The 12,842-nt window shown below is 61.5% G+C and carries 6 protein-coding genes; 4 read left to right on the top strand and 2 right to left on the bottom strand.

The window, feature by feature from the left end:
• Window positions 1-9: 9 nt before the first annotated feature.
• The 4 genes from pglX to brxL all read left to right on the top strand — a co-directional run bounded on the left by pglX (window position 10) and on the right by brxL (window position 10,630).
• Complete coding sequence (gene pglX / locus KBY70_RS13200) at window positions 10-4,695, top strand: BREX-1 system adenine-specific DNA-methyltransferase PglX (RefSeq protein ID WP_254988812.1); 4,686 nt, start codon at window positions 10-12, stop codon at window positions 4,693-4,695.
• The gene (locus KBY70_RS13195; protein ID WP_254988811.1) at window positions 4,695-7,364 is read left to right on the top strand and encodes a PglZ domain-containing protein; all 2,670 of its coding nucleotides are present in this window, start codon (window positions 4,695-4,697) and stop codon (window positions 7,362-7,364) included. Before pglX ends, KBY70_RS13195 begins: the two co-directional genes overlap by 1 nt.
• Window positions 7,364-8,476 carry a Fic family protein gene (locus KBY70_RS13190; protein WP_254988810.1) on the top strand — a complete coding sequence of 371 codons (1,113 nt, stop codon included), beginning with the start codon at window positions 7,364-7,366 and terminating at the stop codon, window positions 8,474-8,476. The genes KBY70_RS13195 and KBY70_RS13190 overlap by 1 nt, the downstream gene beginning before the upstream one ends.
• 129 nt (window positions 8,477-8,605) lie before the next feature.
• Window positions 8,606-10,630 carry a protease Lon-related BREX system protein BrxL gene (gene brxL / locus KBY70_RS13185; protein ID WP_254988809.1) on the top strand — a complete coding sequence of 675 codons (2,025 nt, stop codon included), beginning with the start codon at window positions 8,606-8,608 and terminating at the stop codon, window positions 10,628-10,630.
• Window positions 10,631-10,651: 21 nt separating this feature from the next.
• Here the strand turns inward: brxL and KBY70_RS13180 are convergent, their stop codons facing one another.
• Together KBY70_RS13180 and KBY70_RS13175 are read right to left on the bottom strand one after the other, a co-directional pair.
• Window positions 10,652-11,593 carry an HNH endonuclease gene (locus KBY70_RS13180; RefSeq protein WP_254988808.1) on the bottom strand — a complete coding sequence of 314 codons (942 nt, stop codon included), beginning with the start codon at window positions 11,591-11,593 and terminating at the stop codon, window positions 10,652-10,654.
• 51 nt (window positions 11,594-11,644) lie between these two features.
• Entirely contained in the window at window positions 11,645-12,646 is a 1,002-nt protein-coding gene (locus tag KBY70_RS13175) for an HNH endonuclease (RefSeq protein WP_254988807.1), read from the bottom strand.
• Window positions 12,647-12,842: the final 196 nt, after the last annotated feature.

The raw sequence follows: 12,842 nt of genomic DNA, 5'->3' as shown, positions 1-12,842 counted from the left end.
GCCTAAGCCATGGAAAAGGAGCAACGCAGCCGCCTACAGAAGGCCACCCAGGAAGCCCGCCGCCTGCTGGAAGAGGAGTTCAGCAGGCAGCTGCTGGAGACCTACGACATCAATGTGGCCGCCGGCCGCTGGAGCGAGGAGCCTGGCGCCCACCTGCAGGCCGAGCAGCGACTGCTGCGCGAGAAGCTCCTGGCCTGGATCGAGCACAGGTCTGCGCAGATCAACGACGAGAAGGAGGCCCTGCTGCTGGCCCTGCGAGAGATGGCCTTCACGGCATTGAACCGCTTTGTGGCCTTGAAACTCATGGAGGCCCGAGAGCTGGTGCGGCCCTGCGTAAGCGGTGGGCTCGAGAGCGAAGGTTTTCAGGAGTTCACCGCTGTGGCCCAAGGGCTGCTGGTGGAGCAAGAGAGCAGCTACCGGCTGTACTTGGAGACAATCTTTGAGGATGTGAGCCGCGAGCTGCGTGCCCTATTTGATCCCCGCGATCCAGCCAGCCTGCTGTGGCCAAAGCGCACAGCGCTCCTCGATCTGCTGGACATCCTCAACAGGCCAGAGCTGGCTGAGCTCTGGAGAGAAGATGAAACCCTGGGCTGGATCTATCAGTACTTCAACGGCGATGCCGAGCGCAAGAAGATGCGCGAGGAGTCTTCTGTGCCACGCAACAGCCGCGAATTGGCAGTGCGTAACCAGTTCTTCACGCCGCGCTATGTGGTGGAGTTCCTCACGGACAACACCCTGGGACGCATCTGGTATGAGATGCGGCAGGGCGATACCGACGTAAAAGAGCGCTGTCGCTACCTGGTGCGACGGCCGAATGAGATCTGGCTGCAGCCAGGGGAAGAGGCGCCAGCGGAGGTCGTTGCTGATGAAGCCCTCAGCCAGGAGGAACTGCTCAAACAGCCGGTGTACATCCCCCATCGACCACTGAAGGATCCGCGTGAAATCCGGATGCTGGATCCGGCTTGTGGCTCGATGCACTTTGGGCTTTATGCCTTTGATCTCTATCTAGCGATCTACGAGGATGCCTGGGAGATCGCCCAAGGGTCAGATGAGCAGGCAAAGCAAGGAGAAGCCTTTGCTGCCTTTGTTACCTATGCAGCGTACTTCGCCAGCAAGGCAGCCTTCTTGCGTGAGGTGCCCAGGCTGATCCTGCAGCACAACATCCACGGCATAGACATTGATCCCAGGGCCACCCAGATCGCCAGGCTGACCCTTTGGCTAAGAGCACAGCGAGCCTGGCAGGAGCAGGGAGTAGCGGTTGCTGCTCGCCCAGCAATCACTCGCTCCAATGTGGTGTGCGCTGAACCGATGCCGGGCGAAAGGGAGCTGCTGGCTGATTTTGTGGATCAGCAATTCCCTGAGGCGGAAAGGGGGCTTGTTCAGCAGCTGCTGGAGACGATCTTTGACAAGATGCAGCTGGCTGGAGAAGCCGGATCGCTGCTCAAGATTGAAGAGGAGATCCGTGATGCCATTGATCAGGCACGAAGGGAATGGCAGAAGCTTGCTATTCAGCAGCGGGATCTTTTCAGTGCGGCTGAATTAGCTGCGCTTGGCGGGGTGGGTTCTTCGCTAAACGCTGATCTTCAGAACCTCACCAAGGACTTCTGGATAAATATCGAGGAACGTATTTACCTTGCGCTTCGCGACTATGCAGAAGCGGCTGAGAATAGTGGAAGCTTTCAGCGTCGACTCTTCGCTGACGATGCAGCACAGGGGTTCGCCTTCATTGATGCGTGTCGCAAACGTTATGATGTAGTTGAAATGAATCCACCCTTCGGCGAAGTAGCGCTCAATGCTCGCAATTACATGGGGGATTCATATGTCGAATCAAAGAGCGACATCGGAATGGCGTTTGCCAGTTGCTTCACAGCAAGACTCGAGCATCACGGATGTCTTGGTGCAATAACCAATAGGGTGTTCATTGCAAATGAGACCCTCGACACCTGGCGTGATGATTATTTGTTGGGTGCAAAATCGGGCTTGTACTGCTTACTTGATTTGGGTTTTGGAGTCCTCGACGGTGCAAAGGTGGAGGCTGCGGCATTCGTAATCGACCTTGGCATTACTAAGCGCTCTCAATCGACCTTCATTCGCGTTCTTGATTCTCGCGATAAGGAATCAGCTACAACTGAGCTTCTTGTTGGCGGTCGGCATGTCCGCGGGGGCTTTGTCTTTCACCATCAATTAGATAGTTTTCATTCGCTCCCTGGCCATGTATTGGCTTACCAGCTTCCACTCTCGTTAGCTCGAAGGATTGCATCTGGAGTCAGTCTGGCCTCCATGGGGGGGAAAGCAGCAGTTGGATTACAGCCCAGTGACGACTTCCGTTTTCTGCGGCTCGCGTGGGAAATACCCTCTGGCGCTGTCGGCAAAAGCGCTTCATGGGCCTACTACGCAAAAGGTGGTGAATATCAGCCTTATTGGGCCGACATTCACTTGTTGGTGAATTGGGCTAATAGTGGGGCAGAAATTCGGAACTTTTTTGATGATAAGGGAAAAGTTCGGTCACGGCCGCAAAATGTGCAACACTATTTCAAGCCTGGTGTTACATGGCCTCAGCGTACTACTAGCGACTTTTCCGCGCGCGTGCTTCCCGATGGATGCATATTTAGTGTTATTGGGCAGGCGATCTTTTGCGGAACACGCAACCGAGATCTAGCATATATTGCGGGAAGCTATTCCAGGGCTTTTAAATTAATCGTTGATGCCGTGTATGGTTCCGGAGATGCCTCTTCTCCGGGCAGCATGGCAAACCAGTATAGGTGTGGAGTTATAGCGCTTCTTCCGCCCCCGATATGGTTAAGCGCTGATGAGATTGTCAAGCATGCCCTACGGCTTGTATCTCAGGGGATGAGTCTTTTTGATAATGATGAAACATCTCGCTATTTCTCGAGCCTTGCCTCAGCCAGTAAACTAATTAGCCAGCATGTTGATGCCGATATAGTCGAGACCTCGGGTCGTATATCGCAGATGCTCGATGAGCATGCCATGGTGGACTCAAAGGTACTTGATGAGCTCGGTTTCGATGCAATAGATCGGAACACGGTAGATTCTTTGGTCGGGCCTCACCCCACAAGCTATGTTAAGGATGTTTCTGCAGAAGACATTGCTCGCCTAGAAGAGCTATGGGAATATTCAGAGTCTAATCTTATTAAAGAAGCAACAGCTAAGCATGGGGCACGCCGTCAGTTGACGATGAAGTCCTATGCGGCTAATCGAAGATACGAGTTGGTTGCCCATGCGCTTGAGGTTGATGCACGGAGCATAGCTAGAGTTGTCGCTGAGCGACTGTTCCGTGAGCCAGGATTGGAGGTTGAGGTTGCCTCGCGAATTATTTCTTGGCTTGTAGGCGTTACCTTTGGCCGGTGGGACATTCGGTATGCAACGGGAGAGAAGGCCGCCCTGGAGTTGCCTGACCCATTTGCGCCATTACCGGTTTGTCCGCCGGGCCAGTTACAAAACCGTAAGGGCTTGCCTGCCCGCCTAGAGGACGTTCCCTCCGCGTATCCCGTCCGCATCCCCTGGGGCGGGATCCTCGTCGACGACCCAAATCATCTATTGGACCTCGAGCGCCACATTCGCGAAGTCATTGAAGTCATCTGGTGCGGCAAAGAAGGCGGGCCCACCGCTGAGGCGATTGAACAAGAGGCATGCGACATGCTCGCAGTAAAGACGCTTCGCGATTATTTTCGCAAGCCCGCTAGTTTCTTTGCATACCACCTCAGTCGCTACTCCAAGAGCCGCCGCCAGGCACCCATTTACTGGCAGCTCTCCGCTGGCAACGGCAGCTATTCGGCCTGGCTCTACTACCACCGATTCACTTCAGACACGCTCTACCGATTGCTGCGTGATTTCGTCGAGCCACGTATTCAGGAGGCCGAGGGGGAACAGTTCGAATTTGAATCTCAGGGTGGCCTGTCGGGGGATGCGGCCAGCCTCCTTCATGAAGTGCAGGCCCTGCTCCAGGATCTCCGACTCTTTAAGAGTGAACTGGAGCTAGTCGCACCACTCTGGAATCCCAACCTCAACGATGGCGTGATTATCAACCACGCCATCCTTTGGCGAATCACGCCCTACACGCCCTGGCAGAGAAAGTGCAAGGAGTGCTGGGACAAGCTGGTTAAAGGTGATTACGACTGGGCCCATCTCGCCTTCCATCTCTGGCCCGAGCGGGTGATCAGGAAATGCCAGAGCGATCGCAGCCTGGCTATCGCTCACGGCTTAGAAGAGCGCCTCTGGCAGGAAACCAGCAAGGGCAACTGGCTGCAGCGTCAGCTGCCGGAAGCTGAGCTGCAGGCCCTGCTTGCAGAACACAGCAAGCCTGCGGTGCAGAACGCCCTGGAGCGCTTCCTGGCAGCATCTCCACCCGTGGCCGCCGCTCGCACCCGCCCCCCACGGGCCGCGAAGTCGGCCTCCACCGGCACCTCCCGCCGGCCTCGCGGATCTGCCCCCGAGGTAGATGCGGAAACTTCCCGCCAGACCCTGCTGGTGCTTACCGCTGCTCCAGCCGAAGGCCTCGGCAGAAACGCCATTGCCGAGCTGCTGGCTGTGGAGGCTGCCTCGCTCACAGCTGTGATCAAGCAGCTCAAGGAAGGTGGCCAGATCGAGCAGCTTGGGGCTGCCCGTGGGGCCAAATACCGGCTCACTGAATCTGGTCTCACAGCTGTTGAGAGCCAGGCTGGAGAGGACGACTGATGGCAGCGGAAGCCCCCAACAAGCTCCACCACCGCCTCTGCCAGGAGCTGGGCAAGCAGCTAAGCGAGCACAGGGTTTTGCTGGTCTTTGATCCGGGCCAGCAGCTTCGACCCTTTCTCGACGACGTTGCTACGGCCCCGCCCAGCGGCAGGGAGCTCGGCTGCCTCAACTTCGGGGAGCAGCAGGCCGGCTGGGCGGTGGCCGGCAGCAGCCTCTACGAGCTGCGCAGCCAGCTTGAACCGCACGTTGCAGCAGATCTGCCCGATCCGCTGCTCGTCTACCTACCGGATCGCCAGGAGAGCGAAGGCCGCGCCGTGCTGCTGGAGCTACTCCGAGCTGGCTCCAGCTTCGAGATCAAGCTGGTGAGCCGAGCCCGCGGCTACCTGCGTGAAGTGCTCGAGCCCGACAAGGTGGAGCAGCTGCTGAAGCGGCCCGATCTCACCTACCGCGACATCGCGCTGGCCTTGGAGCAATCCGGTGGCGGCGGCTTCAGTCAGCTCAAGGCGCTGTTTCAGCAACAGCTGGGCCGCAACAGCTCTCCTGAAAATGCTGAGCTGGCCCGCCTCTGGCTGGCAGCTGATGTGCTCGATGACGCCATCAGCGCCAAAGGGCTGGAGAACGAGCTGCAGGAGCTGATCCATAGCCGCTGGGGCCTGGGCTTCCCCGTAGAAACAACCCTGGCCGACTGGCGCCAGCGGGCCCAGCGGGCCCTGCTGCTGCATGAGTTCCTGCACGACTGGCATGGCGATGAGCTCAGCGCCTTTGCCAGGCAGTCGCTGCCGGTTGGAAAGGCCGCAGAAGAAAACGCCCTCGCCGATGTGCAGGGCCTGCGCCGCAGCCACGCGCCCGCCTACATCGCCATCGCTACCCGCATCGAAGCCGAACTTGAGCTGCGCTCCCTGATCAGCGGCGAGCGGCCCGGCGTGCTCGGCTCAATCGACACCTTCCCCTGCGAAGAACAGTTCCTTTTGCGCAGCGTCGATGTGTTCCTCGCCAATGGCGAGTACGCCAAGGCGCAGGAGCTGGTGGCCGCCCGTCACAACAGCTTCTGGCTGGTGGGTCAGCCCACCGAGGCCCAGCAAGCCAGGCGCCGGCTGCAGTGGGAGCTGGCCCGCACCGCCGCCGCCCTCGGGGTGGCCCTTGAGCAGGCGCAAGCCCAGCTGCCTAAGGCCGCCTCTGCCGTTGAGGCCTGGCTTCCGTATCAGGCAGAGGCCGCCCAGCACGTCGATGGCCTGCAGCGGCGCCTGGAGCAGCAGGTGGCTGAGCTCACCGCCAGCGAGGTGGAAATTAGCGACGCTCTGGAGCAGCTGCGCGGCCGGTACGAGGCCCTACTGGAGCAGCAGGCCCAACGTTTCACCGCAGCCTTGCAGCAGGCAGGCTGGCTTATCCCTGGTGCCTTCCCACAAACGCGCACCTGGAGCGAGCGGGTGCAGCCAGGCGCCGGCAGGGCGGTGGTGTTCTGGGTGGATGCCCTGCGCTACGAGATGGGCGCCACCTTGCACGAGCGCTTCAGTGGCTGGAGCCGCGAGCAGCTCAGCGACCTCAAGCTGGAGATCGCCCAGGCCGCCCTGCCCTCGATCACGCCCGTTGGCATGGCAGCCCTGCTGCCCGGCGCGGAGCGCAGCTTTGCGGTGGCCGATGTCGCTGGCAGCCCCTGCTCCGTGGTCGATGGGGTGCCGGTGGGCTGGAGCAATGACAAGCCCAAACGCCTCGCTCACCTGCAGCAGCGGGTGCCCACCGCCGTAGTGATCTCGCTGGTGGAGCTGATTCGCAGCAAGGAGGCCGTGCTGCTCGAGAAGCTGGCCGCTACTGGTCCGGTGGTGGTCACCAGCACCGGCATTGACCACGCCGGTGAGCGCGACACCGACGACAACCTCGCCAACGTGCGCACCGACATGCAGCGCGAGCTCGACACCATCGAAGATGCCGTGCGCCGCTTGGCAGCCCTGCCGCTGGAGCAGCCGTTGGAGCGCTTCGTGATCACTGCGGATCACGGCTTCCTGCATCTACCGCTAGGCCGAGAGCCCGCCATGCGCATCGACCCGCCCGACGGAAAGCTGTTCAAGCTGGAGCGGCGCTGCTGGCTGGGCCACCCCTCCGCAGTCAATCCCTCCTGCGTGGAAATCCAGCCCGCTGCCCTTGGCTACGGACAAAACGGCCTTTCGGTGGTGCTGCCCCGTTCCTCCGGGGTGCTCAAGGCTGGTGGCAGTCTCTGCTTTCACCACGGCGGCAGCAGCATCCAGGAGCTGCTGATCCCGCTGCTCAGCTTCCGCTGCGCAGCGCCTGGCGCTGTCCCTGAGGGCGCAGGCAAGGCCAAAAAGCAGAAGCCCTGGCCAGGAACGCTGGTTGAGAGGGTCACCAATCGCATCTTGATGGTGCCGATCGAGCTACCCATCGACCTGCTCAACCAGGGCAAAACCCGCCAGACCGTGCTCGCTGCCTACGACTGCAAAACAGAAGACCTGGTCGCTACGCCCATCCAGGCCATCGACGCTGAGCTCGACACAGGCACAAACCGCCTCACCCTCACCCCCGGTCAGCCCGCAACCATCGGCCTGCTCATTCCCGGCGACTGGAGCGGCAAGAAGCTCTACCTGGAGCTGCGTGACGCCGCCACCGACCTGGTGCTGCACCGCAGCCCCGATCTGCCAGTGGACCTGCTCGGCTGATGGCTCCTGTTCCCTACCACTTGGATGGCTTCCCTCCACCACAGCTCGACTGGCAGCAGCTGATCCCGCTACTGGGCCCTGCTAACGCCAGCCTGGCTCGCTATGACGGCCTTCTGGAGGGGATCCCCAACCCCGCCGTTCTGCTAAGCCCCCTCTCCAGCCAGGAAGCGGTGCTGTCCTCCAGGATCGAGGGCACCCAGGCCACCCTGGCTGAAGTCCTGGAGTTCGAGGCGGACGCGGAAGCCAGCACGCTGCCGCAGGAACGCCGCGACGACATCCGCGAGGTACAGAACTACCGCCAGGCCATGCGGCAGGCACAGGAGTTGCTGGTTGCATTGCCGCTCTCGCTACGGGTGATCAAGAACCTGCACGCCACCCTGCTCTCCGGTGTGCGCGGCAACGACAAGGCACCAGGTGAGTTCCGCAAGATCCCCAACTGGATCGGGCCCCGTGGTTGCACCATCGAAGACGCCCGCTTCGTGCCAATCAGCGCCGACAAGCTCGATGCCGCGATGGGCAGCTGGGAATCCTTCATCCATGCCGAATTTCCCGATCGGCTCGTGCAGCTCGCGATCGTCCATGCCGAGTTCGAGTCGCTGCATCCCTTCCTTGATGGCAACGGCCGCATCGGCCGGATGGTGCTGCCGCTCTTCCTCTGGCAGACCGGCATTCTGCGCATGCCGTACTTCTATCTGAGCGCTTATTTCGAAGCCAATAAGGACAGCTATGTGGAGCGGCTCCTCGCCATCTCCCGTGATGGCGACTGGACGGGCTGGTGCCGCTACTTCCTGAAAGCCGTGCAGGTCCAGGCCCGCCAGAACCAGGAGAGGGCCAGCCAGATCCTGGCTCTCTACGAAAACCTCAAGCCCGCCGTCCAGGAGGCCACCCACTCTCAGTACGCAGTGGCGGCCCTGGACTGGATTTTCTCCACCCCCACCTTCCGGGCCACCGATTTCGAAAAGCACGCCGGCATCCCCGTACCCACTGCCAAGCGCATCCTCCGCTGCCTGGAGAACGCCAAGATTCTTGTCGTGATCAGGGAAGCCAGCGGCCGGCGCCCCCGGGTCCTCTGCCTCGAGCAGCTGCTGGCCGTTGCGGAGGGGCGACCATGACACCTAGCTTGTGGATCATGAAACCCCGATCCGTGATCCACAAAGCCGTTTGTCGTTCACCCGTGATCCACAAGCCGCCCTGCCCCACCGAGCACAGCAACCCAGCCAGCACCACCTGATCCAGCCCCCATGAGCACCCCCGCCCGCGACGCCCTCGACGACAAGGTCAATCAGGTCTTTGCGGGCAAGTGCGTCCGCAAGGACCTGGTGCGAGCCGTGAAGGTGGGCGCCAACGTGCCGGTGTTCGTGCTCGAGTACCTGCTCGGCAAGTACTGCGCCTCCTCTGACTCGGCAGCGATCGAGCTAGGGCTCTCGGTGGTGCGCGACACCCTGGCCAACAACTACATCCGCCCAGACGAGGCCACCAAGGCGCAGAGCAAGGTCAAGCAGAAAGGGCGCTACACCTTTATCGACAAGGTCAAGGTGCGCCTGGTCGGCAACACCTATGTGGCCGAGTGCGTCAACTTCGGCAGCAACAGCCTGCGCATCGCTGATGAAGACGTGCATGCCTTTGAGCGACTGCTCACTGGCGGTGTCTGGGCCCAGGTGGAAGTGGAGTGGGAGGAGAACGACAGCAAGGCGCCCTTCTCGATCAGCCAGCTCACGCCGATCCAGCTGGCCAGCTTCAACCTCGATGAGTACCGCAAGCTGCGGACGCAGTTCAGCACCGAGGAGTGGATCGACCTGCTGATCCGTTCGATGGGCTACGAGCCCTCCCAGTTCAGCCAGCGGCTCAAGCTCCTATTCCTGCTGCGGCTTATCCCGCTCTGCGAGCGCAACTACAACCTGGTGGAGCTCGGTCCTCGCGGCACCGGCAAGAGCTTTGCAGTTCAGGAGCTCTCCCCCTACGCCGCCCTGCTTACTGGCCCCACCACCGTGGCCAACCTGTTTGGCCACATGAGCGGCAAGGTCAAAGGAATGGTGTCGATCTGGGACGTGGTCGGCTTCGACGAGGTGGCTGACCTCCAGAAGATGCCCAAGGAGGTCATCACCACCATGAAGACCTACTGCGAGTCGGGCCAGTTCCAGCGTGGTGCCGAGAGCTTTGCCGGCGACGCCAGCATCGCCATGTTCGGCAACACCCAGCAGCCGATCGATGTGATGGTGCAAACCGGGCACCTCTTCGCACCGATGCCCGATGTGATTCGCGACGACCGCGCCTTCATCGACCGGCTGCACTGCTACCTACCGGGCTGGGAAGTGCCCAACATGCGCAACGAGTTCTTCACGGACCACTACGGCTTCGTGATCGACTACCTGGCAGAAGCCCTGCGCGACCTGCGCAAGCTCAACTACACCGAGCTCTGCGACAGCCACTTCGGCTTAGGCAGCCACCTCAACACCCGCGACCGCAAGGCCGTGCGCCGCACCGTCTCCGGACTGGTCAAGATCATCCATCCCCATGGAGAGCCATCAAAGGAAGACCTGGAGGAGATTCTCAAGCTCGCTATCGAATGCCGCCGGCGCGTCAAGGAGCAGCTCAAGAAGATGGGCTCCTTCGAGTACAGCCAAACGTCGTTCAGCTACTCCGACAACGACTCCGGAGAGGAGCACTTCGTTGGCGTGCCCGAGCAGGGCGGTCAGGACCTCATCGCCGCTGAGCCCATGGCACCTGGCTCGGTCTACACCGCATCCGTCACCGGTGATGGCACGGTGGGCCTCTACCGCTTGGAGGTGTCCATCGCGGCAGGTAACGGCAAGCTCAAGCCAGCGGGCGGCATCAGTGGCCCAATGAAGGAATCGATCCAGCGAGCGTTTGCCTACCTACAGGCCAACAAGAGCGCCTTCTCGATCAGCCACGAGGCCGACAGCTACGACTACAACGTGGAAGCCATCGACCTGCTGGGCAACAAGGTGGAAGCCGAGGTAGGCGTGGCCTTCTTTGTGGCCGCCTTCTCCGCCATCCGCCGGGCCCCAGCCCGCGCCGGCATGCTCGTCATTGGCGACATGAGCATCCAGGGCAACATCAAAGCCGCCCGCTCCCTGGTGGAACCCCTTCAGGCCGCCATGGACAACGGCGCTCGATGCGCTCTGATCCCCGGCGAAAACAAACGCGCCTTCCTAGAGGTCAACACCGATGTGATCGACAAGATCGATCCGATCTTCTACAACGATGTGAAGACGGCGACGTTTAAGGGGTTGGATCTGAACTGAGCGGGAGCCCTAAACATTTGATCAGGTGGTTCGCAAGGACAAACGGTGTTGTTGCAGAAACGCCTCCTGCTCCCGACTGAACGGCCTAATCAGATTCGCCCCTTCGATTCCCCAGCAGCGCAGGGCTTCTCCAGCCGCCTCGTGTTGCCAGATCAACTCACCGCCGCAATCGAAGCTGATCCAGTGGCGGTCAAACAGCTTGTCGATGTGGGGGGAGAGCAGCAGACCGTTGGCTCCGCTGAGCCTCTCGTGGTTGTCGCAGTCGCGCCAGGGTTTGATGTGGCTGGCCACCAGGAACTGCTGCCGCGCCAGCCCCGTGACCCGGCAGGCCGGCTCCAGCTCCGATACCCGATGCCGGAATAACCCTTGCCCCAGCCGCGCCTTGGTGAGGGCATCGCGCTCGGTGCTGCTCGGCACCTCCCGCAAGAGCTGCATGTCGTCGAGCAGGGCGGCGGTGTACTCCCCCTCTTCTGCCAGCACCACCAGGTGCACACGCACCGCCGGATCGGCATGGTCTTCGATCAGCTTGAGCAGCATCAGCCCCAGGGTTTCGCCTAGCTCGGCCAGGTACACACCCTGATTGCCACGGCCGGTGTTGGTGCTGATCGGGCTGTGGCGCTCGGGCAGCAGCGGTTGCAGCAGCTCAAAAAACGTCTGCGGCACCAGAGGCTGACGCAACGGCTGCCAGTTCACCCGCACCAGCCAGCCTTCCTGGCTCCAGTTGTCGCCAGCCGCCCCAAACTCAGGTGGCTTTGCCGCCGTGATCGCCCCCGTTTCCACCAGCCCGATCTGACTGATCTTGCCGTTGGCGTAGCTGAACACCACATCCCCACGCTCGCTGCGGGTGAGGTTGTCGTAGCTCACATTGCGGGCGCCGTTGGCATTGGTCTTCGGCGACCAGATGTAACCACCGTCGGTTTCCTGCCGGTAGGTCTGCTTGTGGTTGACCCACCAGTAGGCCATGAACGGTGGCTTGGGTTTGACCTTTTGTAGCCCAGGTGAACAATCGCCGCCTCAGTAGCTCTGCCGCCCCGCAATCACCCCACGCACCCCACCGCGCGGCTGCTCACAGTCCCCCTGCCGCCGTGGGATCAGGTGCCAGTGAGCATGCAACACCGTCTGCCCGGCTGGCTCGCCTGAGTTGAGGCCCACATTCCAGCCACTGATCGACGGGTCCTGTGCCGCCAGTTGCTCTCTTCTGAGCTTCAGCAGCTGGGTCACGGCGTTCCACTCCGGCTGGTGCAGTGCCAGCCCGTCGGCCACATGCCGCCGCGGGATCACCAGGCTGTGACCCTCCGTCACGGGGTAGGCATCAGCGATGCAGATCGCCAGTTCGTTCTCCAGCAGCACCCGGCCACTGCCCTCCAGCGCGCAGAACACACAGCCCGCTTCGCGGTGGCCGTAGCTGGCCTGCAGGCCGCGGAAGTCGGTGTTGTCGGTGTCGCGCTTGCCGGCATTGCAACGGAAGCAGAGCGCCTGCAGGTTGCTGAGGTCGTCGGAGCCACCGTGGTTTTTGGGCACGATGTGGTCCACCTCCAGGGCCCTTTGGTGCTCATGAGCGCCGCAGCACTCGCAGCGGCCCCGCGCGCGCGTCAGCACCCGATATTTGATCGAGCCGCTGATCGGTGTTCGCTGGCGGCTGCGGTGGGCAAACACCTCCTCGCCCCGCTGCTCGCGGAAGGCATCGAGGCGCTGGCGACACAGCTGCTGCAGCTCATCGCGCTCGGCGTCGCTCAGCTCGTCGGCGCCGATCAGGCTGTAGGTGCCGTTGCCGTAGGCAGTGATGCCGTTGCCGGTGAGCACCTTGCCCACCATCCGCTTGACGCGCTCGGTGTAGTAGTCGATCTGGGTCACGTCCTCTCCCAGGATCCGCCGGGCGATGTCCTCCGCCGGCGCTGGGCTGCCCCTTCCAAGCAGCTCCATGAGCATCAGCGGCTGGTAGATGTGGCTCATCCGCATCCGCTCAGCGATGTAGGTGCGGAGGCGGTGGAAGCTGTCAGAGCGAGGGGTAGCCATCAATCCTGCAATCCCCTCCAACCAAGGTTTGGCCGGCTGTCTTCTTCAAGTTTGACCGGTCGCCGCTGAAAGCCCAGGTCGGCATGAAAACGTATGCATGGACGGCCAGGGCACTGCCTGCTTTTGCCGGCTCCAGCAGGCCTCACCACAATGGATAGACCTGCTGGGCAATCTTGAGGAGGTGATGTCCATGCTC

Source organism: Cyanobium sp. ATX 6E8 (genome assembly GCF_024346335.1).
Taxonomy (GTDB): Bacteria; Cyanobacteriota; Cyanobacteriia; order PCC-6307; family Cyanobiaceae; genus Cyanobium_A.
Note: the sequence above shows the minus strand (reverse complement) of the source record. Positions and strands in the feature narration are given on the sequence as shown.